Origin of the sequence: Methylobacterium sp. GC_Met_3 (genome assembly GCF_026540775.1) — a bacterium.
Taxonomy (GTDB): domain Bacteria; phylum Pseudomonadota; class Alphaproteobacteria; order Rhizobiales; family Beijerinckiaceae; genus Methylobacterium.
Genome location: NZ_JALNUL010000004.1, coordinates 218,776 through 241,033, shown reverse-complemented (window position 1 = coordinate 241,033; position 22,258 = coordinate 218,776). Strand labels below are relative to the sequence as shown.

General features: G+C 65.5%; 20 protein-coding genes and 1 tRNA gene. 3 read left to right on the top strand and 18 right to left on the bottom strand.

Translation table 11 applies throughout. The annotated features are described in order from the left end of the window. Window positions 1-9: 9 nt before the first annotated feature. From OXS27_RS08405 to OXS27_RS08340, 14 genes are all read right to left on the bottom strand, one after another. Window positions 10-1,530 carry an NADH-quinone oxidoreductase subunit M gene (locus tag OXS27_RS08405; RefSeq protein ID WP_267355458.1) on the bottom strand — a complete coding sequence of 507 codons (1,521 nt, stop codon included), beginning with the start codon at window positions 1,528-1,530 and terminating at the stop codon, window positions 10-12. A gap of 1 nt (window position 1,531) precedes the next feature. After that, a complete protein-coding gene (gene nuoL / locus OXS27_RS08400; RefSeq protein WP_267355457.1) occupies window positions 1,532-3,634 on the bottom strand; it encodes an NADH-quinone oxidoreductase subunit L in 2,103 nt (700 codons plus the stop codon). A gap of 82 nt (window positions 3,635-3,716) precedes the next feature. Continuing rightward, the gene (nuoK, locus tag OXS27_RS08395; RefSeq protein WP_043351891.1) at window positions 3,717-4,022 is read right to left on the bottom strand and encodes an NADH-quinone oxidoreductase subunit NuoK; all 306 of its coding nucleotides are present in this window, start codon (window positions 4,020-4,022) and stop codon (window positions 3,717-3,719) included. 34 nt (window positions 4,023-4,056) lie between these two features. Next, window positions 4,057-4,677, bottom strand: a complete 621-nt coding sequence (locus tag OXS27_RS08390; protein WP_161393010.1) for an NADH-quinone oxidoreductase subunit J — start codon at window positions 4,675-4,677, stop codon at window positions 4,057-4,059. 119 nt (window positions 4,678-4,796) lie between these two features. Further along, the gene (gene nuoI, locus OXS27_RS08385) at window positions 4,797-5,285 is read right to left on the bottom strand and encodes an NADH-quinone oxidoreductase subunit NuoI (protein WP_091715437.1); all 489 of its coding nucleotides are present in this window, start codon (window positions 5,283-5,285) and stop codon (window positions 4,797-4,799) included. 28 nt (window positions 5,286-5,313) lie between these two features. Then, window positions 5,314-6,336, bottom strand: coding sequence for an NADH-quinone oxidoreductase subunit NuoH (gene nuoH / locus OXS27_RS08380; RefSeq protein ID WP_267355456.1), 1,023 nt, complete (start codon window positions 6,334-6,336; stop codon window positions 5,314-5,316). Window positions 6,337-6,348: 12 nt separating this feature from the next. Continuing rightward, entirely contained in the window at window positions 6,349-8,430 is a 2,082-nt protein-coding gene (gene nuoG / locus OXS27_RS08375) for an NADH-quinone oxidoreductase subunit NuoG (protein WP_267355455.1), read from the bottom strand. A 10-nt stretch (window positions 8,431-8,440) separates the two neighbouring features. After that, window positions 8,441-8,650, bottom strand: a complete 210-nt coding sequence (locus OXS27_RS08370; protein ID WP_243927210.1) for a hypothetical protein — start codon at window positions 8,648-8,650, stop codon at window positions 8,441-8,443. Between the two features lie 4 nt (window positions 8,651-8,654). Continuing rightward, window positions 8,655-9,956, bottom strand: coding sequence for an NADH-quinone oxidoreductase subunit NuoF (gene nuoF / locus OXS27_RS08365; protein ID WP_267355454.1), 1,302 nt, complete (start codon window positions 9,954-9,956; stop codon window positions 8,655-8,657). A gap of 9 nt (window positions 9,957-9,965) precedes the next feature. Next, entirely contained in the window at window positions 9,966-11,339 is a 1,374-nt protein-coding gene (gene nuoE, locus OXS27_RS08360) for an NADH-quinone oxidoreductase subunit NuoE (RefSeq protein WP_267355453.1), read from the bottom strand. 10 nt (window positions 11,340-11,349) lie between these two features. Further along, complete coding sequence (locus tag OXS27_RS08355) at window positions 11,350-12,540, bottom strand: NADH-quinone oxidoreductase subunit D (RefSeq protein ID WP_243927205.1); 1,191 nt, start codon at window positions 12,538-12,540, stop codon at window positions 11,350-11,352. Window positions 12,541-12,556: 16 nt separating this feature from the next. After that, complete coding sequence (locus OXS27_RS08350) at window positions 12,557-13,207, bottom strand: NADH-quinone oxidoreductase subunit C (RefSeq protein ID WP_243927203.1); 651 nt, start codon at window positions 13,205-13,207, stop codon at window positions 12,557-12,559. 9 nt (window positions 13,208-13,216) lie between these two features. Continuing rightward, on the bottom strand, window positions 13,217-13,816 hold the full coding sequence (locus OXS27_RS08345) for an NADH-quinone oxidoreductase subunit B (RefSeq protein WP_007560753.1): 600 nt from the start codon (window positions 13,814-13,816) through the stop codon (window positions 13,217-13,219). Between the two features lie 41 nt (window positions 13,817-13,857). Next, window positions 13,858-14,223: an NADH-quinone oxidoreductase subunit A gene (locus tag OXS27_RS08340; protein ID WP_243927201.1), complete on the bottom strand. Its 366-nt coding sequence runs from the start codon at window positions 14,221-14,223 to the stop codon at window positions 13,858-13,860. Between the two features lie 327 nt (window positions 14,224-14,550). Here OXS27_RS08340 and OXS27_RS08335 point away from each other — a divergent pair. After that, a tRNA-Asp gene (locus OXS27_RS08335) sits at window positions 14,551-14,627 on the top strand. A gap of 109 nt (window positions 14,628-14,736) precedes the next feature. Here the strand turns inward: OXS27_RS08335 and OXS27_RS08330 are convergent. Then, entirely contained in the window at window positions 14,737-15,636 is a 900-nt protein-coding gene (locus OXS27_RS08330; RefSeq protein WP_243927199.1) for an EamA family transporter, read from the bottom strand. Between the two features lie 29 nt (window positions 15,637-15,665). Then, entirely contained in the window at window positions 15,666-15,956 is a 291-nt protein-coding gene (locus OXS27_RS08325) for a DUF1127 domain-containing protein (protein WP_267355452.1), read from the bottom strand. 113 nt (window positions 15,957-16,069) lie between these two features. On the opposite strand from OXS27_RS08325, the gene OXS27_RS08320 reads away from it, so the two are divergent. Next, entirely contained in the window at window positions 16,070-17,461 is a 1,392-nt protein-coding gene (locus tag OXS27_RS08320; RefSeq protein ID WP_267355451.1) for a PLP-dependent aminotransferase family protein, read from the top strand. A 116-nt stretch (window positions 17,462-17,577) separates the two neighbouring features. Here OXS27_RS08320 and OXS27_RS08315 read toward each other — a convergent pair whose 3' ends face one another. Together OXS27_RS08315 and OXS27_RS08310 are read right to left on the bottom strand one after the other, a co-directional pair. Next, complete coding sequence (locus OXS27_RS08315) at window positions 17,578-18,903, bottom strand: sensor histidine kinase (RefSeq protein ID WP_267355450.1); 1,326 nt, start codon at window positions 18,901-18,903, stop codon at window positions 17,578-17,580. Next, on the bottom strand, window positions 18,903-19,568 hold the full coding sequence (locus tag OXS27_RS08310) for a response regulator transcription factor (protein WP_267355449.1): 666 nt from the start codon (window positions 19,566-19,568) through the stop codon (window positions 18,903-18,905). Before OXS27_RS08310 ends, OXS27_RS08315 begins: the two co-directional genes overlap by 1 nt. Before the next feature lie 496 nt (window positions 19,569-20,064). Here OXS27_RS08310 and OXS27_RS08305 point away from each other — a divergent pair, with 496 nt between their 5' ends. Next, window positions 20,065-21,978 (top strand): FkbM family methyltransferase, encoded by a 1,914-nt coding sequence (locus OXS27_RS08305; RefSeq protein ID WP_267355448.1) that lies wholly within the window; start codon window positions 20,065-20,067, stop codon window positions 21,976-21,978. Window positions 21,979-22,258 lie beyond the last annotated feature (280 nt).

Sequence of the window (22,258 nt, the reverse complement as noted above, 5' to 3'; positions counted from 1 at the left end):
AGGTCCGTCTCAGTGCGGGACCGGCAGCGCGGCGGCCGCGGTCTGGGTGTTGGACAGGGCGGCCTTCATGCTGGTCATCAGCGCGTCGGTCGAGGGCGCGAACACGTCGAGCACGGGAGCCGGGTGCACGCCGTAATAGATCGTCAGCACCACCAGCGGCGCCAGGATGATCTTTTCGCGGGTATCGAGATCCAGGATGCCCTGGAGGTTGGGCTTGTCCAGCTTGCCGTAGATCACCCGCGCGTAGAGCCAGAGCGCGTAGCCCGCCGACAGGATGATGCCGAAGGTCGAGAAGAACGCGACGTTCGGGTTCGCCTTGAAGGCGCCCAGCATCGACAGGAACTCGCCGACGAAGCCGGAGGTGCCGGGCAGGCCGACATTGGCCATGGTGAACACCATCATGGCCACCGCGTAGAGCGGCATCCGCTTCACGAGGCCGCCATAGGCGGCAATCTCGCGGGTGTGCATCCGGTCGTAGACCACGCCGACGCAGAGGAACAGCGCGCTCGCCACAATGCCGTGGGAGATCATCAGGAACAGCGCGCCCTGGATGCCCTGCTCGTTCAGGGTAAACAGGCCGAGGGTCACGAAACCCATATGGGCCACCGACGAGTAGGCGATCAGCTTCTTGATGTCGGTCTGCATCATCGCGGTGAGCGAGGTGAAGATGATCGCGATCACCGAGAGGGCGAAGACCAGCGGCGCAAAATCCTGGCTCGCCACCGGCAGCATCGGCAGCGAGATCCGGATGAAGCCGTAGCCGCCCATCTTCAGGAGGATGCCGGCCAGGATCACCGAGCCGGCGGTGGGCGCCTCGACGTGAGCGTCGGGCAGCCAAGTGTGGACCGGCCACATCGGCATCTTCACCGCGAAGGAGGCGAAGAAAGCCAGCCACAGCCAGGTCTGCATCTCCACCGGGAAGCGGTATTGCAGCAGGGTCGGGATGTCGGTGGTGCCGGCCTGCCAGTACATCGCCATCACGGCGAGCAGCATCAGCACCGAGCCCAGCAGGGTGTAGAGGAAGAACTTGAAGCTCGCGTAGACCCGGCGCGCGCCGCCCCAGATCCCGATGATCAGGAACATCGGAATCAGGCCGGCCTCGAAGAACAGGTAGAACAGCAGCAGATCGAGGGAGGCGAACACGCCGATCATCGTCGTCTCGAGGACGAGGAAGGCGACGAAGTATTCCTTCACGCGGACGTTGATCGAGTTCCACGAGGCGCCGATGCAGAACGGCATCAGGAAGGTGGTCAGCAGGATCAGCGGCATCGAGAAGCCGTCGACGCCGAGCTTGAAACGGATCGTCTCGGTGAGCCACGCATGGCTTTCCACCAGCTGGAAGCTCGACGAGGCGGTGTCGTAGCGGTTCCAGGCGACCAGCGAGAGCAGGAAGGTGACGATCGTGGTGGCGAGCGCAGCCCAGCGGGTGTTGCGCGCGACCGATGCCTCGTCGCCGTTCAGCGTCAGGATGAAGGCCGCGCCGCAGAGTGGCACGATCAGCAGGCCGGAGAGGATGCCGAGGCCGAGCATGTCAGTGAGCCCCCTTGGGCAGGCCGGACATCAGGTACCAGCTGATCAGGCCGGCGACGCCGATGAGCATCACGAAGGCGTAGTGATAGAGGTAGCCGGTCTGGAGGCGGACCACCCCGCGGGTCACGTCCACGACGCGCGCCGCGATGCCGTTGGGACCGAGCCCATCGATGATCCTGCCGTCGCCCTGCTTCCACAGGAACAGGCCGAAATCCTTGGCCGGGCGGACGAAGATTCGGTCGTAGATCTCGTCGAAGTACCACTTGTTGAGCAGGAACCGGTACAGCGACGGCTGCTGCGCGGCGAGCGCACCCGGCAGTTCCGGCCGGCGGATATACATCCAGTAGGCCAGGACGAAGCCGAGGATCAGCATGATCAGCGGCGAATAGGAGACCAAGGCCGGGACCTCGTGGATCTCGTGCATGATGTGGTTGTTCGGCCCATGCGCCAGGGCATGGCCCCAGAATGCATCCATTCCCTCGCCGATGAAGCGGTTGTGGAAGATGAGCCCGGCGAACAGTGCACCGAAGGCGAGGATCGCCAACGGCAGGGTCATCACCAGCGGGCTCTCGTGGGGCGTGTGATCGCCATGGTGCCCGTGATGGTCATCGGCGACGAGGTCGCTCTGGTGCGCCGGCTCGATGTCGTGGCCGTGATCGTCGTGGGCGGCGCCCTCGGTATGGCCCGGGGCCCCATCCGCCTCGTGCGCCATGGCGGAATGCGCAACCGCGGGGGCATCGTGGTGGTCATGCGCCGCGTGGGCACCCCAGCGGGCCGGCCCTTCGAAGGTCATGAAGAACAGGCGCCAGGAGTAGAACGAGGTGAAGAACGCCGCCACCACCACGCACAGGAAAGCCAGCGTGTGACCCGGGCGGGTTGAGGCGTAGGCCGCCTCAATGATCGCGTCCTTCGAGTAGTAGCCGGCCGTGTAGGGGAAGCCGATCAGCGCGAGGGAGCCGATCGCCATCATGGCGCCCGTGTAGGGGATGTAGCGGCGCAGGCCACCCATGTTCCGCATGTCCTGCTCATGGTGCATCGCGTGGATGACCGAGCCGGCCCCGAGGAACAGGAGTGCCTTGAAGAAGGCGTGGGTGAACAGGTGGAACACTGCGGCCGAATAGGCGCCGACGCCAAGCGCCACGAACATGTATCCCAGCTGCGAGCAGGTCGAGTACGCGATCACCCGCTTGATGTCGTTCTGTACGAGGCCGATCGTGGCTGCGAAGAACGCCGTGATGCCGCCAATCACCGTGACGACGACCAGCGCGTTCGGCGCCTCCTCGAACAGCGGCGACAGGCGCGCAACCATGAACACGCCGGCGGTCACCATGGTGGCGGCGTGGATCAGCGCCGAGACTGGGGTCGGGCCCTCCATAGCGTCCGGCAGCCATGTGTGCAGCAGGAACTGCGCCGACTTGCCCATGGCGCCCATGAACAGCAGGAGGCAGGCGAGCGTCAGGGCGTTCCAGTCATAGCCGAGGAAATGGAAGCTTAGCGTCTTGATCGCGTCGACCTTGCCGAAGATCGCGTCGAACGCCACCGAGCCAGTCAGCACGAAGACCAGGAAGATACCAAGCGAGAAGCCGAAATCGCCGACGCGGTTGACGATGAACGCCTTCATGGCGGCGGCGTTGGCCGAGGGCTTCTCGTACCAGAAACCGATCAGCAGGTAGGAGGCGAGGCCCACGCCCTCCCAGCCGAAGAACATCTGCACAAGGTTGTCGGCCGTCACCAGCATCAGCATGGCGAAGGTGAACAGCGACAGGTAGGCGAAGAACCTCGGGCGGTGCGGATCCTCGTGCATGTAGCCGACCGAGTAGAGGTGCACGAGGGTCGAGACCGTGGTCACCACCACGAGCATCACCCGGGTCAGGGTATCGACCTTGAAGGCCCAGTCGACCTGAAGGTCGCCGGCCGAGAACCAGGACGCAACCTGCACCCGCTCGGCGTGGCCGCCGTCGAGGAAGACGCCCCAGGCGATCAGCGCCGTGAAGGCGAGGAACGCCGTGGTGATGTACTCGCAGGCCCGCGCCCCGATGTACCGGCCGAACAGGCCGGCGATCAGGAAGCCGATGAGCGGGAAGAAGACGATCGCGTGATACATCGCTCTCTTGCAGTCCGTCCTCCGGGCCGGCCGCGAGGCGGCGGCGTCCGGATGTGAGTCGGGGCGGCGGGGAAGGAGGCCCTTAGCCCTTCATCATGCTCACGTCCTCCACCGCGATCGAGCCGCGGTTGCGGAAGAACACCACCAGGATGGCGAGGCCGATCGCCGATTCGGCGGCCGCGACCGTCAGCACGAACAGGGCGAAGACCTGTCCGGTGATGTCATTCAGCTGCGTCGAGAAGGCGACGAGGTTGATATTGACCGAGAGCAGGATCAACTCGATCGACATCAAGATGACGATGATGTTCTTGCGGTTGATGAAGATGCCGAGCACGCCGAGCGTGAACAGGATTGCCGCGACGGTGAGGTAGTGGCTCAGGCCGATCATCGTTCGAGTCTCCCGGCTTTCATCAGATCTCGCATCAGACCTCGACACCCTGGCGAGACGGGACCTTGCGGGTCTCGACCGCCATGGCCTGGGTGCGGGCGTTCTGGACCGCGATGTTCTGGCGCTTGACGCCCGGCCGGTCGCGCAGCGTGAGCACGATCGCGCCGATCATGGCGACCAACAGGATCAGGCCGGCGAGCTGGAAGAAGTAGGCGTAATCCGTGTAGATCACCCGCCCCAGCGCCTGAGCGTTGGTGAGGTTCTCGGCGGAGGCGACGTTGCCGAGCGGCGCCTGGACGAGGCCCGGATCGATGCTCCAGGAGCCGACCACGAGCAGCAGCTCGACCAGAAAGATCGCGCCGATCAGCGCACCCACCGGCAGGTATTGCTGGAAGCCCTGGCGCAGCTCGGCGAAGTCCACGTCGAGCATCATCACCACGAACAGGAACAGGACCGCCACCGCGCCCACGTAGACGACCACCAGGATCATCGCGAGGAACTCGGCGCCCATCAGGACGAAGAGCCCGGCGGCGTTCACGAAGGCGAGGATCAGGAACAGCACGGAGGCCACGGGATTGCGCGAGGCGATCACCATGAAGCCCGACGCGACCGTGATGCTCGCGAACAGATAGAAGAAGGCGGCTGCTGCGGTCATGCGCTGGTCGGGATCGGCCGCCGGAGCGGCCCCTTCTGCCGTGCGTGAAGACGGTCCGCAGCGGGCGGGCCGTCTATAGAACCCGGTCGTCGGGGGCACAACAGCGCCCCCGACATGAGTCAGCGATAAGGCGCGTCCATCGCGATGTTGCGGGCGATCTCGCGCTCCCAGCGGTCGCCGTTCAGAAGAAGCTTCGCCTTGTCGTAGAGAAGTTCCTCCCGGGTCTCCACCGAGAATTCGAAGTTCGGCCCCTCGACGATGGCGTCCACCGGGCAGGCCTCCTGGCACATGCCGCAATAGATGCACTTCACCATGTCGATGTCGTACCGAGTCGTCCGTCGGGTACCGTCGTTGCGGCGGGGACCCGCCTCGATGGTGATGGCCTGTGCCGGGCAGATCGCCTCGCAGAGCTTGCAGGCGATGCACCGCTCCTCGCCGTTGGGATAGCGGCGCAAAGCATGCTCGCCCCGGAAGCGGGGCCCGCGATGGCCCATCTCGAATGGGTAGTTGATCGTGGCCTTCGGCTTGAAGAAATAGCGCATGCCGAGGATCATCCCCGACACGAACTCCTTCAAGAGAAGGCTTTTTGCGACTTGATCGAGCTTCATGCCCGGATCTCCGTTGCGGCGGGTGGGCTCAAGCGCCCGGCGCGAGGCCGGTGAGCTTGAGCACGAAGGCGACGACGACGACCGAGACCAGCGAGATCGGCAGAAACACTTTCCAGCCGAGGCGCATGAGCTGATCGTAGCGGTAGCGCGGCACGATGGATTTCACCATCGCGAACAGGAAGAACAGGAAGCTGGCTTTCAGAGTGAACCAGATCACGTCGGGCACCCAGGTAAAGGGCGCGAACGGGATCGGCGACAGCCAGCCACCCAGGAACAGGATGGTCCCCAGCGCGCACATGCTCATGATGGCGACGTACTCACCGAGCATGAACAGCAGGTACGGGGTCGAGGAATACTCGACCATGTAGCCGGCCACGAGCTCCGACTCAGCCTCCGGCAGATCGAAGGGGGGGCGGTTGGTCTCGGCCAGCGCCGAGATGAAGAACACCACGAACATCGGGAACAGCCACAGCCAGTACCAGCCGAACAGGCCGAGGCTGGTGTCCTGCGCCATCACGATCCGCGACAGGTTGAGCGAGCCGGCGCAGAGCAGCACGCAGATGATCACGAAGCCGAGCGAGACCTCGTACGAGATCATCTGCGCCGCCGAGCGGAGCGCGCCCAGGAACGCGTATTTCGAGTTCGACGCCCAGCCGCCCATGATGACGCCGTAGACGCCAAGGGACGAGATCGCGAAGATGTAGGTGATGCCGACATTGAGGTCTGCGATCGCCCAGCCGTCGGCCAGCGGGATCACCGCCCAGCTCGACAAAGCGAGCATCGCGAAGACCAGCGGCGCCAGCAGGTAGATCGCCTTGTTGGCGCCCGCCGGGATGACCGGCTCCTTGAGCACGAACTTTAGCAGGTCGGCGAAGGACTGGAACAGGCCGAACGGCCCGACCACGTTCGGACCGCGCCGGAGCTGCACCGCCGCCCAGATCTTCCGGTCGGCGAGCAGCGCGTAGGCGATGAAGACGAGCAGCGCCGAGAGCAGCACAAAGCTCTTCAGCACGATCAGGAGCACGGTCCCGAGGATTTCGAGCGACGTCATCGGTCTTGGCTCCTACTCGGCCGCCGCCAGGGGCCGCGCCTCGGCGGCGCGCTCCCGGGCGATGCGCGAGCATTCCGCAAGGATCTGCGAGGCGCGGGTGATCGGGTTGGTTAGGTAGAAGTCGGTCACCGGCGACGCGAAGGCCGGCCCGCTGGCATCGCCGCCAAGGCCCGAGAGACGGTCAACCGCCTCGGTGACCGCGCCGGGTTCCACGGTACCGACCGCCGCAAAATGTGGGTGGGCGGCGTAAAGCGCCCGGCGCAGAGCGGTCAGCGAATCGAACGGCAGGCGCTTGCCGAGTACATCCGACAGGGCGCGCAGGATCGCCCAATCCTCGCGGGCATCCCCCGGCGGGAAGGCGGCGCGGTTGCCCATCTGGACCCGGCCTTCCGTGTTCACCCAGGTTGCCGACTTCTCGCTGTAGGCGGCCCCCGGCAGGATCACGTCGGCGCGGGAGGCGCCGCGGTCGCCGTGGCTGCCCTGGTAAATCACGAAGGCGCCCGGAGCCACGTCGCGCTCGTCGGCGCCGAGGTTGAACAGGACGTCGAGGGCGCCCGGCTCCAGCATCTGCGCGAAGGTCAGACCGCCCTCCCCCGGAACGAAGTCGAGATCCAGCGCGCCGACCCGAGCCGCCGCCGTGTGCAGCACGCCGAAGCCATTCCAATCGGCCGAGATCGCGCCGATATCCTTCGCGAGGGTAGCGGCCGCCGCAAACACGCCCGGCGCCGCATTCGCGCCGACGATCACGAGCGGTGCCTTCGCCTCCTTCAGGATCTCCAGAAAGCTGTGCTCGCCGCGCGCCAGAGCTGCCAGCGAATCGGGGCCGGCGCCGATGTAATGGCTCGGATAGGTCAGATCGACCGGCTCGCCGATCACACCCACGGCCAGCGGCGCCATGCGCCAGCGTTTGCGGATGCGTACGTTCAGCAGCGAGGCCTCGGTCCGCGGGTTGGCGCCGACGATCAGGATCGCGTCCGCCGCCTCGATGCCCGGGATGGTGGGGTTGAAGATGTACGATGCGCGGCCGAGCGCCGGGTCGAGGCCGGCATCGGTCTGGCGGCCATCGAGGTTCGGCGAGCCGAGACTCCGGATCAGCTCGCGAAGCGCAAACATCTCCTCGACGCCTGCGAGGTCGCCGACCACCGCGCCGATCCGCTTGGGATCCGCGCCCTTCACCTTGGCGACGATGGCCTGGAACGCCTCACCCCAGGAAGCGGGCCGCAGGCGGCCGTTCTCGCGCAGGTACGGGCGGTCGAGGCGCTGCATCCGCAGCCCGTCGATGTGGTAGCGGGTCTTGTCGGAGATCCACTCCTCGTTGATCTCCTCGCTGACCCGCGGCTCGATCTGCATGACCTCGCGGCCGCGTGTATCGATGCGGATCGACGAGCCGACCGCGTCCATCACGTCGACCGATTCGGTCTTGTTCAGCTCCCAGGGTCGGACGTTGTAGCTCTGCGGCCGGTGCACAAGGGCGCCCACAGGACAGAGGTCGGCGACGTTGCCCTGGAGCTCCGAGGCCATCGACTGCTCGAGGTAGCTGGTGATCTCCATATCCTCGCCGCGGCCGATGGCACCGAGGTCGGGCACGCCCGCCACCTCCGCCAGAAAGCGCACGCAGCGGGTGCAATGGATGCAGCGGTTCATCGCGGTCCGCACCAGCGGGCCGATATGCTTCTCCTCAACCGCGCGCTTGTTCTCCTGATAGCGGGTCGAATCGACCCCGTAGGCCATGGCCTGATCCTGCAGGTCGCAATGGCCGCCTTGGTCGCAGATCGGGCAATCGAGCGGGTGGTTGATGAGGAGGAACTCCATCACCCCCTCCCGGGCCTTCTTGGTCAGGCCTGAGCGGGTCAGAATCTCCGGCGGCTCGCCGTTCGGGCCGGGGCGGCAATCCTTCACCGCGTAGGCGCAGGACGCCACCGGCTTCGGCGCACCCTTCAGCTCGACCAGGCACATCCGGCAATTGCCGGCGATCGACAGCCGCTCGTGGAAGCAGAAGCGCGGGATCTCGGCGCCCGCGGCCTCGCAGGCCTGGAGCAGCGTGTATTCGGCGGGGACGTCGACCTCGGTGCCGTCGACGAGAAGTTTTGTCATCGGTGCAATCTCAGTGCGGGGCGTCGGCAAGATCGAGGCGCCGCTCGATCCGCTCGATGCGAGGCTCGACCCTGTCGATCCGCCGGTGGACGCCAGCCAGATTCTTGTCGACCGCAGCCCTGCGGCCTTTCACGTCGCGACTATCGTCGCTCAGACGATCGACCGTGCCGTCGATCCGCCGCAGCGACACGGGCATCAGGGTGTGAAGCTGGCCCGTCATTGGTTCACTCAGCCGCCATCGGCACAGGCTCGCTGTGCGGGTTCGCAGTGTAGCGGTCGATGCGCTTCTCGATCTCGGGGCGGAAGTGCTTGATCAGGCCCTGGATCGGCCAAGCCGCCGCGTCGCCGAGCGCGCAGATCGTGTGCCCCTCGATCTGCTTGGTCACCTCGAACAGCATGTCGATCTCGCGCTTCTGCGCGCGGCCCTCAGTCATGCGCTGCATCACCCGCCACATCCAGCCGGTGCCCTCGCGGCAGGGTGTGCACTGGCCGCAGGATTCGTGCTTGTAGAAGTACGAGATCCGCGTGATCGCCGCGACGATGTCGGTGGACTTGTCGAGCACGATCACCGCCGCGGTGCCGAGGCCGGAGCCGAGGTTACGCAGAGTGTCGAAATCCATCTTGGCGTCGACGATCTGCTCAGCCGGCACCAGCGGCACCGACGAGCCGCCCGGAATCGAGCACAGCAGGTTGTCCCAGCCGCCGCGCATGCCGCCGCAATGTCGGTGGATCAGCTCGCGGAAGGTGATGCCCAGCTCCTCCTCGACGTTGCACGGCTTGTTGACGTGCCCCGAGACGCAGAACAGCTTGGTGCCGGTGTTGTTCTTGCCGCCGAGCCCCGCGAACCACGCGCCGCCCCGGCGCAGGATCGTGCCGGCCACCGCGATCGACTCGACATTGTTCACCGTCGTGGGGCAGCCGTAGAGGCCCATATTGGCCGGGAATGGCGGCTTGAGCCGCGGCATCCCCTTCTTGCCCTCCAGGCTCTCGATGAGGGCCGTCTCCTCGCCGCAGATATATGCCCCGGCGCCGTGGTGGACGTAGATGTCGAACGGGTAGTCGTGGACGTTCGACTGGCCGACGAGGCGGGCCGCGTAGGCCTCATCCACGGCCTTCTGGAGCGCGTGCTTCTCGGCGACGTACTCGCCGCGGATGTAGATGTAGCAGGCATGCGCCGCCATCGCGAAGCAGGCCAGCATGCAGCCCTCGATCAGGAGATGCGGATCGTGCCGCATGATCTCCCGGTCCTTGCAGGTGCCCGGCTCCGACTCGTCGGCGTTGACCACGAGATAGTGCGGGCGCCCGTCGGACTTCTTGGGCATGAACGACCACTTGAGGCCGGTCGGGAAGCCCGCGCCGCCGCGGCCACGCAGGCCCGACGCCTTCATCTCGTCGATGATCCAGTCGCGGCCCTGCTCCAGCAGGAACTTGGTCCCGTCCCAGGCGCCGCGCTTCTTGGCGGCGTCCAGACCCGGCGACTGCAACCCGTAGAGGTTGGTAAAGATACGATCCTGATCCGACAGCATGTCAGCTCCTCACTGAGCCGGCGCGGCCAGCGCCTTGGCCTGCCCGACCCAGTCCTCCCGGTCGATGCGACCCGGGAACGCGAGGTAGGTGCCGACCCAGGTGATTTCGTCGCGGCTCCAGGCGGCGATCTGGTCGAAATGGTAGATGCCGAGGCCGTTCAGGCGCTGGCTGTTGTCCGGATCTAAGCCCTCGATCCGGGTGAGGTCATCGGGCCGTCCGGTTCGAGCGGCGTCGAGTGCCGGGGGCCGCTTGCCGACCGCCTCGGCCTTCTGTTCGGGCGTCGCGTCCTTCGGCAGAGCCGCCAGCGCGCCGGCGACGCGCGCCTCCTCGGCCTCCGCCGCAACCTCGGCGTCGCTCGCGCCGGAGGCCTCCGGCTGCTGCGGGACCGCATCGCGCGCCGGCACATCCTGGTTGCCCTGGTCGCCGGCGGCAGGCTCGCCTTCGGCGACGCGCTTGGCTGGCGAGTCGAGCACGTCCGCGTCACCCTGGCGGGCGGCGCCGGCCTTGGCGGTCGACCGGCCGCGCTCGGCCGCATCGGCGCGGTCCTCGGGCTTGACCGGCGTCTCGCCGTCTGCGGCGCGCTGGGCCGGGGCATCGCTGGCGGTCCGCTCGACCGCGCGGCCGGCATCGGGCCGGGCCGGCTTCGGGTTCGTCGCGGCCTGCTGCACGCTGGCCGCCGCCTCGCCGGTCTTAGGGGGCACGCCGGCGGCCGGCTCCTCGGCCTTCCCGGCCTCCTCGAAGCGCTTGCGCCAGGCGCCGACGCGCGAGCCGTCGAACAGGGTCGGGTCAGTCAGCGTGTTCACGGCGCCCTGGGGCTCGGACGAGACGCGCCCGGTCTGCGAACCGACCTTAACGGGCCGGCCGGCCGCGAGGTCGTCCATCAGCTCGCCGAGTGATTCGGGCGTCAGGTCCTCGTAATAATCCTGGTTGATCTGCACCATTGGCGCGTTGCAGCAGGCGCCCAGGCACTCAACTTCGAGCCAGGAGAAGTTGCCGTCCGCCGAGACGTGGCCGGGGGCCCCGAGCCGGTCGTGAAGCATCTCCTTCAGCCCGCGCGCGCCGCAGGAATCGCACGGCACCGTACCGCAGACCTGGATCCAGAAACGCCCCACCGGCTCCAGCGCGAACATCGTGTAGAAGGTCGCGACCTCCAGCACGCGAATGTTCGGCATGCCGAGTTCGGCCGCCACCGCCTCAATGGCAGCACGGGGCAGCCAGCCGCCGTTCTGCTCCTGCGCCTTCCACAGAAGCGAGATCACCGCGGAGGCCTGACGGCCCTCGGGGTACTTGGCGATCTGGGTCTTGGCCCACTCGGCGTTCTCGGGGGAGAACGCGAAGGTTTGAGGCTGCTCGGAGGCGGGGGCGAGTCTGCGGTTGGCCATCGCTTCTGTCTTACCGATCCACTTCGCCGAAGACGATGTCGAGCGTGCCGAGCACACAGGACACGTCGGCGAGAAGGTGCCCGCGGCACATCCAGTCCATCGCCTGAAGATGCGCGAAGCCCGGCGCGCGGATCTTGCAGCGATACGGCTTGTTGGTCCCGTCGGACACGAGATAGACGCCGAACTCGCCCTTCGGCGCCTCGACCGCGGCGTAGACCTCACCTTCGGGCACGTGGAAGCCCTCGGTGTAGAGCTTGAAGTGGTGGATGAGCGCCTCCATCGAGCGCTTCATCTCCCGGCGCGGCGGCGGTGCGAACTTGCCGTCGATCGAGGCGATCGGCCCCTGGCCGGCGGGCTCGCGCAGCTTGGCGATGCACTGCTTCATGATGCGCACCGATTCGCGCATCTCCTCCATGCGGATCACCTGGCGATCATAGGTGTCGCCGTTCTTCCCCACGGGGATATCGAATTCCATCTCCTCGTAGCACTCGTAGGGCTGCGCCTTGCGCAGGTCCCACGGGATGCCGGAGCCGCGCACCATCACGCCGGAAAAGCCCCACTGCATGGCCTCATCCACCGACACGATGCCGATGTCGACGTTGCGCTGCTTGAAGATGCGGTTGGCCATGACGAGGTCGTCGAGATCCTGAACGACCTGCAGGAACGGATCGCAGAACGCGTCGATGTCGTCGATCAGTTTCGGCGGCAGGTCCTGATGGACGCCGCCGGGCCGGAAGTAATTGGCGTGGAGCCGGGCGCCGGAGGCGCGCTCGTAGAAGATCATCAGCTTCTCGCGCTCCTCGAAGCCCCAGAGCGGGGGCGTGAGGGCGCCGACATCCATCGCCTGCGTGGTGACGTTGAGGAGGTGTGACAGGAGGCGGCCGATCTCGCAGAATAGCACGCGGATCAGCTGCGCGCGCCGCGGCACCTCGATGCCGGCGAGCTTCTCGATCGCCAGGCAGAAGGCATGCTCCTGGTTCATCGGCGACACGTAGTCGAGCCGGTCGAAATAGGGCGTCGCCTGCAGGTAGGTCTTGTACTCGATCAGCTTCTCGGTGCCGCGGTGGAGCAGGCCGATATGCGGATCGACTCGCTCGACCACCTCGCCGTCCAGTTCCAGCACGAGGCGCAGCACACCGTGCGCCGCCGGATGCTGCGGGCCGAAGTTGATCGCGAAGTTGCGAATGTTGTGTTCGGTCACGGGCGGTCTCCGCGGCTCATGCCGACGTCGTCTTCTCGTCGCCCGGAAGCACGTAGTCGGTGCCTTCCCACGGGGACAGGAAGTCGAAGTTACGGAACTCTTGGGTGAGCTTCACCGGCTCGTACACGACCCGCGCCTGGTCCTGATCGTAGCGGACCTCGACGAAGCCGGTCAGCGGGAAATCCTTGCGCAGCGGGTGCCCCTCGAAGCCGTAATCGGTGAGCAGGCGGCGCAGGTCGGGATGGCCCGAGAACAGGATCCCGTAGAGGTCGTAGGTCTCGCGCTCGTACCAGTTGGCGGCCGGGAACACCTCGATCACCGAGGGGACGGGCGTCACCTCGTCGGTCTGCACCTTCAGCCGGATGCGCAAGTTATGGCGCAGCGACAGCAGGTGGTAGACCACGTCGAAGCGCTTCTCGCGCTGCGGATAGTCCACGCCGCAAATGTCGATGAAATTGCGGAACGCGCAGGCCGGATCGTCGCGCAGGTAGGTTAGTGCGTAGACGATGTCGGAGGCCTGGACCACCAGCGTCAGCTCGCCGAACGTGATGGTGTGCGACACCACCGCTGGGCCCAGGGCGCCGACGACCCGCTCGGCCAGCGCCGATATCGCGTCTTCGCCGTAGACCGGCTGGGTGTGGGGCAGGATCGAGATGCCGTTGGACATGGCCGCTCCTCAGCGCTCGATCGTGCCGGTGCGGCGGATCTTCTTCTGGAGAAGCAGCACGCCGTAGAGCAGCGCCTCGGCGGTGGGCGGGCAGCCGGGCACGTAGATGTCGACGGGCACCACCCGGTCGCAGCCGCGCACCACCGAATACGAGTAGTGGTAGTAGCCGCCGCCATTGGCGCAGGAGCCCATGGAGATGACGTAGCGCGGCTCGGGCATCTGGTCGTAGACCTTGCGCAAAGCCGGGGCCATCTTGTTGGTCAGCGTGCCGGCGACGATCATCACGTCGGACTGGCGGGGCGAGCCGCGGGGCGCGAAGCCGAAGCGCTCGCAATCGTAGCGCGGCATCGACATCTGCATCATCTCGACCGCGCAACAGGCGAGACCGAAGGTCATCCACATCAGCGAGCCGGTGCGGGCCCAGTTGATCAGCTCGTCCGTGGTGGTGAGCAGGAAGCCGCGATCGGCCAGCTCGTCGCTGATCGACAGGAAGGTCGGGTCGTCGGCGCCAATCGGCCGGCCGGTGTTGGGATCGATGATCCCCTTCGGCTGGGGCGCGACCGCGGGGGCGCGGGACAGGCTGTGGGTCGTGTCGGTGATCAGGGCCATCGGCGACTCGGAATGGGGTGCGGGTAGGCGGCTGTCGCGAATCAATCCCATTCGAGGGCGCCCTTGCGCCACTCGTAGACGAAGCCGACCGTGAGCACGCCGAGGAAGACCATCATCGACCAGAAGCCGAACCAGCCCAGATCCCCGAAGGTGATCGCCCACGGGAACAGGAACGCGACCTCAAGATCGAAGATGATGAACAGGATTGCGACGAGGTAGAACCGCACGTCGAACTTCATGCGGGCATCGTCGAAGGCGTTGAACCCGCACTCGTAGGCCGAGAGCTTCTCCGGATCCGGGTTCTTAAACGCGACGAGGAACGGCACGACCAGCAGAGCCGTGGCGATGAACAGTGCCACGCCGATGAACACGATGAGCGGCAGGTAATCCGCCAACAATCCGGTCATGCCAGGGCCTCGTGAGACAAGGAAAACCGCGGTGCAACGCCGACACCGGATTCGCCCGTGGAATTGTTCTTATGCCAGGATGCGCGCGGCCGGAGGCTTAGTCGAGCCGCCGGCCCGTGACAATGGCTTGTCGCGTCGCACAAAGCGCGCTGTCAGTCCTCTCCAGAGATGGGCATGGGCGGCATGCCTGCAACACGACGGAAGCGCGCAGGTCCATCGGCACCTCGATGCACGAAACCACGGCTGATGCGCTTGACAGCCCCCCGGTCCACCCATAAACCCCGCCCCGTCGCCGGGCGAAACGCCCCTTCGAAGCGACCACGCCGTGCGGGCGTAGCTCAGTTGGTTAGAGTGCCGGCCTGTCACGCCGGAGGTCGCGGGTTCGAGCCCCGTCGCCCGCGCCACGTCCCCTTCCCCGTTGAATACGAGAGTAGTCCGATCCGCGCGGGAGATGCGCGGGCTGCTGTCTTCAACACTTGCGCGTGCAGTTACCGGCGGACGCTAGGGCGGTCGTTACGTGGCCCTCGGCGCCTCTACCGTGGACTGATGTGACCGGCTTGCGGGTCGGGCTCCGCGAAGACTCAGCGCAATGCCCGCCAGAATCAGGCTGCCGCCGGCCACGATGCTCGCGCTGAGCGGTTCGCCCAAGACGAAATGCGTGCTCAGGATCCCCGCCACCGGCACCAGGAGCGCGAAGGGCGTCACGGTGGCTGCGGGATAGCGCGTTAGGAGCCGGCTCCAGAGCCCGAAGGCGAGGAGCGTCGTCGGATAGGCTTGGAACGCTACCGAGCCGATCGCCGCCCAGCTTGGATGCGCCAAGCCCGCGAAGGCGGCCGGTCCCTCCACGATCAGCGACAGGGCGAGGAGCGGCGGCGTTGTGGCCAGGCTGCTCCAGACCATCAGCGCCAGCATATCGACGCGGCCGATGCGCTTCACGACGATGTTGGCGCTGGCCCAGCCCAAGGCCGCGCCGACCACCATCAGCAGCGGCCCGAGCGGAGCGTCGCCGCCCCGCTCGAGCGCAACGGCGGCGACGCCGAGGAGCGCGACCACGCCGCCCAGGACCTGAAGGGTGCGCGGGCGCTCGCCCAGCACGGCCCAGGCGAGCGCCACGGTGAACGGCACCTGGGTCTGGATCAGCAGCGAGGACAGGCCGGCCGGCATGCCGAGCTGGATCCCGGTCATCAGCAGCCCGAACTGGCCGACGCCGAGGGCCAAGCCGAACGCCGTCACCAAAAGGGCGGGCGCGTGGGGCGGCCGGATCACCAACACCGCCGGCACCGCCGCGAAGGCGAAGCGCAGGCTGCACAGCGTCAGCGGCGGGACGGTTTCCAACCCGGCCTTGATGGCCACGAAGGCCAGCCCGAGGATCGTGACGACGAGGAGGGCGGCCAGCACGTCACGCAGCGTCATGGGCGGATCCTACGACCCCGTCCGTCCGATCACCACCGGCGGGTCGGCCGCGCAGATCGGCGCTCGTCGCGGCGGCCGTTCAACAGGTCGATGGCATCGCCGATCCCCGGCCCGAAGGCATCCGCCACGTCCCGGTGTGACAGGCCAATATCCTTCAATTCGCGCTCCGACAGCGTCGAGAGCCGGTGCAGAACGCGCCGGTTCATGGCCGCACGCGACAGGCCGGCCCGGATCTCCGCGCAGGCCTCGGCGATCGCCCGCGCCGCTCGGGCGATCCATGTGGGTCGGGCAGCGGCGCTTTGCGTGAGGCACTGGTCCATGATCCCCTCCTCCATGTCTCTGGGGTAGGGCGATCCTGGCCCAGCAGGACTGGCGGCGACAGGAACAGTTCGGTACGGTTCTGACGAATTGTCCGGTCGGTCGAGCAGTACGGATGGCGGTCGCAGTCAGAAGCCCCGGGACGCGTGTCGAGGCGGTGGTCGGGGAGATCCGGGGGCGGATCGCGGCTCGGCATCTTGTGCCCGGCGTCCGGATTCCCTCGGTGCGCGCCTTTGCGGACACGATGGGCGTGTCAAAATCCACCGTCGTGGAGGCCTACGAGCGGCTGGCCGCTGAAGGCGCGGTCGTGGCCCGGCCGGGCTCCGGCTTCTATGTCGCCGGCAAGACGCGGCCGCTCTCGCTCCAGGCGATGGGACCGCAGCTCGACCGGATCGTCGATCCGCTCTGGATCACCCGGCAGGCGCAGCAGGCGGGATCCGACCAGCTCAAGCCCGGGGCGGGGTGGCTGCCCGATGCGTGGATGCCCCACGAGGCGATCCGGCGCGGCCTGCGCCGGGTGGCCCGAGCCAGCCTCGCCGAGATGACGAACTACGACCGGCCGCTCGGTTACGAGCCCCTGCGCCGCCAGATCGCCCGCAAGATCGGCGAGAAGGGCGTCGGCGCCGAGCCCGACCAGATCGTGCTGGTCGAATCGGCCACGCAGGCGCTCGACCTCGTTTGCCGTTTCCTGCTCCAGCCCGGCGACACCGTGCTGGTGGACGATCCCTGCTACTTCAATTTCCTGGCGCTGCTGCGTGCCCAGCGGGTCACGGTGGTCGGCGTGCCGATCACCCCGGAGGGACCGGACCTGCGGGCGCTCGCGACTCTGCTGGAGCAGCACCGACCGCGCTTCTACCTGACCAACGCCGCCCTCCAGAACCCGACCGGGGCGAGCCTCGCGCCGAATGTGGCGCACCGGGTCCTGAAGCTGTGCGAGGCGCACGACACGCTGATCGTCGAGGACGAGATCTTTGGCGATCTCGAGCCTGACGCCGCGCCCCGCCTCGCAGGCTTCGACGGTCTGGAGCGGGTGATCCAGATCGGCAGCTTCTCCAAAACCCTCTCGGCGGCCGCGCGCTGCGGCTGGATCGCGCTCCGGGCCGACTGGGTCGAGCCGCTGGTCGATCTCAAGCTGGCGCTGAGCCTCGGCAACGGCCACATCACGGCGGCGCTGGTGCACGCGCTGATCTCCGAGGGGGCCTACCGGCGCCACCTCGCGGAGACCCGCCGCCGTCTCGCCTCCGCGATGGTGCAGGCCTCCGCGGAGCTGTGCGCCTGCGGCCTAGAGCCCTGGGCGCAGCCCCGGGGCGGGTTCTTTCTGTGGATGCGCCTGCCGGACGGGCGCGACGGGGCGGATGTCGCCCGCCGAGCGCTGGTTCGCGGGATGGTGTTGGCGCCGGGGACGTCGTTCAGCCTGTCGGAGGCCTGGAACGGCTATATGCGTTTCAACGTCGCTCACTGCATCGACCCGCGTATCCGCCTGATCCTGCGGGAGGCGCTGGGCTGAAGACGGGTTTCCAAAGGGCGTGCCCTTTGGCGGGTCGTCAGGGCGGAGCCCGACAGAAGGGCTTTGCCCTTCACCCACGAAAGGTCGCAGACCTTTCGAAACCAGGACTTTGCCGATCAGGCCGGCAGGGTCAGCTCCGCCCGGAGGCCGCCGAGGTCGGCGCGCCCGAGCGTCAGCCCGCCGCCATAGAGTTCGGCCAGCTCCAAGGTGATGGGCAGCCCGAAGCCATGGCCCGGCACGCCCTCGTCGAGGCGCCGGCCCCGGGCCATCACGGCCGCGGCAGCCTCGGCATTGAGGCCCGGCCCGTCATCCTCGACCCGCACCCGCACCGCGCCATCCTCCGCGACGGCCGAGACCTGCACCCGCCCCCGGCACCAGCGGCAGGCATTGTCCACGAGGTTGCCGAGCATCTCGTCGAGGTCCTGGCCCTCGCACGACACCGCGAGGTCGTCCGGTACGGCCAGCGCGATCGCCGCGCCTTTCTCGGCGTAGAGCCGCACGAGCGCATTGCGCAGGTCCGTGAGCTGCGGCGCCAGGGGCGTGCGGGTCCGGGCCGAGCCCGCCAGCGCTGCCGCCCGGGCTCGGCGCAGATGGTGGCGGACCCGTCGGTCCATGTCCTCCACCTCGCGGCGGAGCGCCCCGTCCGGATCGCGGGTTGGGGCGGCCAGGGCCATCGACAGGGTGGCGAGCGGCGTCTTCAGGGCGTGGGCGAGGTTGGCGACGTGACCCCGCGCCCGCTCCAAGTTCCGGGCATTCTGGTCGAGGAGCGCGTTGAGTTCGGCCACCACGGGTGCGATCTCGGCGGGCTGCTCGGCCGGGACCCGCTCCCGGGTGCCGGCCCGCACCGAGGCGAGATCGGTCCGCAGGCGTCGCAGCGGCGCGAGGCCAAGCTGCACCTGGAACGCCAATCCGGCCAGCAAGCACAGGCCGAGGATCCCCAGCGCCAAAGCGAGGCTGGTCAAAGCCTCGCGCAGCGGCCCGTACAGTTCGCCCTCCGGGGCCGCGACCACGATCGTGGCGGGCTGCGTCCCCGGCAGCGTCACGACGCGCGCATAGAGCGGCTGACCGCGGGGACCCGTACCCCAGGCCGGATGTGGGCGGCCCGGAACGTCCTCCGGCCCGGGCTCGGTCAGGCGGATGTCGCCGCCCCGCAGTGAGCCCGACCGGGTCGTCTCGGGCCCGCGGCGCACCTCCCAGGCCCAGCCGGGGCCGGGCCGGTCGAAGGGCGGCGCGTCGAGACTCTCGGGCAGGATCCCGGCTTCGAGCCCGGCCCGCAGGGCGACGATCTGAGCGTCCAGCCGGCCGTCGAGCTGCCCGCGCACGAACCGATGCAGGATCACCCCGATGGCGAGGCCGGCCACCACCAGGGCGGCCAGGACCAGCACCACGGCGGCGCCAAGCAGGCGGGTCCGCAGCGAGGGGTGGGCTGTCGCTGCCGACATCAGGCGGGATCCGCGTGGAGCCGGTAGCCGTGCCCGCGCACGCTTTCGATCCTCGCCGGGGCGATCTTCCGGCGCAGGCGGGTGATGATCACCTCCACGGAGTTCGAATCGACATCCGCGTCGCCTTCGTAGACCCGTTCGATCAGATGTGGACGCGGCACTACGGTCTCGTGGTTCAGCATCAGGCAGGACAGGACCCGCCATTCGAGACCGGTGAGCTTGAGAGGCAGGCCGTCCTGCTCGAAGGCGCCGAGCCCGGGGTCGAAGCTCAGCGGCCCGCAGGTGATCCGGCTGGCGCCGCCGCCCTGCGACCGGCGCACCAGGGCGCGCAGGCGGATCACCAGCTCCTCCACGCGGACCGGCTTGACGAGGTAATCGTCCGCCCCGGCCTTGAAGGCCGCGACCTTGTCGCTCCAGCCGTCGCGGGCGGTCAGCACCAGCACCGGCAGGGTCCGCCCTGCCGCGCGCCACGCGCGCAGCACCGAAACGCCGTCGCCCTTCGGCAGGCCGAGGTCGAGCACGACCGCGTCGTAACCCTCTGTCTCGCCGAGATGCTGCGCGTCCTCACCGGTGGCGGCGTGGTCGAGGACAAAGTTTTCCGCCCGCAGAACCTTGGCCACCTCGGCGGCGAGCGCCGCATCGTCTTCCACCAGCAGGATCTTCACCCGTTCGTCCTCCGCGGCTCGGCTGTACCGCGCCCGCTGATTGCACCAAGTCATTCAACCCAACATTTGCAAGATCGGCTCGCCTCACGGTTCCATCCTCGGCGCGGTCAGGGCCATCGTCGAATACGGTAACGCTTGATTTGCACGAATGATTTCTTGCCATCCCATTCTTCGATCACCGCCAAACGAGATTAAGAACAGATATCAAGGCCTATACTAAGCTTATAACGCGGTTTTCAAAGTAAATGACGTAATATTGTTCTATATAAGATCCTTAAAGTTCATTAAATGCAACAAAAATACAATAAGTCTTATATTTTAATTGCATTTTTGCAACCTTGCCGTAAAAAAGATTGGAGCTTTTACGTCGTATCATATCGACATTCACATACCTGCTCTATGAGAATCGTTGGGCCGCTGGTACTGAGCGTGCTTCACCATCAAGAATGTCGCTGTTAGCGGTGACTTCGGGCATAAAACTTCAAATCAACTCAGAGTGTCGATCACATTTCAATTTGACGGTGCTCTGAAAAACCACGCGAACAAGAGTTTTCCAATGCCGCACATTCGAATTATCGACTATGTTGCAAATGAAGGGGGTGGGTTGCGCTATGTTACGGAATTGGTACGCGAACTTCTAGATATTCCCGGTTATAGTTTTGATCTCGTAACTGGCGGCCAAGCGCTGGAGCGATATATAAAAGTACTCAATGAAGCAAAGATTTCTATTCAAGTTTTTCAAGACGAAATAACCGCGATCAAAGGCGTCGACGGCTCTCCGTTTTTCGTGCCGGACGTCTTCAGGGAAGGAGCCGACTTAATATGGCTTCCATGGGCGCATCGCCATCTGATTTCCGAGCCATTGGCGAAGAAAACAGTTGCAACGATTTTAGACTTTATTCTGCCGCGACATCAGCCGCACATTATGCCCTTACTGGATGATAATACTCGAAACTACGTTGCCAATATATTGCAGGCTGAGACTGCAGTTACGTCGAGGCTACTCGACTGGCGTGTGCCTATGGCGCTGCTTTCCCACGAGGTTCAGAACGATCTTATACGACTCTTCGAGCGGGCAGGAGACAGTACTGTCATTCCCCTTCCGGGAGCCCACAAAACATTACAAATTGATAGCACAGTTTCGCTGACCGGCCTTCCGGACCGCTATATCTTGTGCCCCGCAACAATATTTCCGCATAAAAATCATATTGCTCTGATCACTGCGCTCGGTCGATGCCGCTGGCGGTTACCCTTGGTATTAACGGGGCCTTACACTGACTACCTGCCGCAATTCCCGGTTGGTCATCATGGATGGCATATCTTTAATGCTATTACCCAAGCAGGCCTCGTCTGGGGTGAAGACGTTATGGGTCTCGGCATGGTGCCGGATAACGTCTTTAATGCAGTACTTCGGCGGGCCGATCTCATGGTTTTCCCAACGCTGGCTGAAGGAGGAGGATTTCCCGTGGCAGAGGCGCTCACGGTGGGCATTCCGGTTGCTTGTTCAAACATCCCAGTTCTGCGTGAACAGTTATCGCGTATCGGCGGAAATGCTATTTTGTTTGACCCTCATGATTGCGATGATATTGCGCGAAAGCTTGAGATGGCGGTCAGACAGATTGATAATGTTAAAGCTAAGGCGCAGATCGACCGTCACCGTCTGACCGATTCCAATTGGGGCGAGGTGGCACGCCGCTATATAAATCTATTCGAGCGGCGCCTTGCAGATATGCGGCGCCCAATTCCCAATCTCCCCGCCACTGTCCGCTTTCACGGGCAATGGAATCCTCCTCAGGACGAGTTGCTTTTCCGGCGTTATTTTGGCGATATGCAAGGGCGCCGCGGGCATTTCATCGAGTCTGGCGCCGCTGACGGTGTGACTGAATCCTCTGGCTTGTTCTTTGAAGAGACGCTGGGTTGGGCGGGCATTAACGTTGAGCCGTTTCCCGATGCTTTCAGAGCGCTGTGTAAAAATCGTCCGAGGGCAATCAACGTGAATGCGGCCCTGTCCGACAGCGATGGTCGGTCGGAATTTCGACAGGCAGTTCATCCGCTTCACGGTCGTAACTTCAACAATGGTTCACTCGATCATACGAAGAAACATCTCGACGATTTGTTGTCGGAGGGGTGCCACTTTGAGCAATTTGATGTTGCCACGCTGACCTATCGGAGCCTGTTGGAGCAGTATCCATTGCCCTCAATCGATCTGTTCATTCTCGATGTCGAGGGCGCAGAAAGCGCAGTGATCGATGGTATGAAAGATTCGCCTATCTTGCCACGCGTGCTGTGTATCGAATATGGGCATAATGATGTCTGGAAATTGATCAGAGATATTGGAACGATCGGGTATCGATATGATGGTTTGATACATAATAACGCTGTGTTCGTTCATGAAAGCGGCGCCGGGTAGACATCATCGAGATATTAGGCGCTTACACTGAATGATAGAGAATTCGGGCAGCTGCGTCATATTAGGCGATCAGACGGTAACAGATTGCCCGTAATAGCCCGGCCTTGCTGTCGATCTCATGCGGTGCTTTCGTCGCTCTCGCGATAAGCGGACACTCTTCGGCCGCAAAAAGGTCATGTCGTTTCAGTTTCTTATCGCTGGGATCGATGTCGCGATGACCTAGAGCCGGCGGTTCATTTTGTTCGCCGGCTCGGGCGCGCTCAAGTGCAGATTGCTCCAG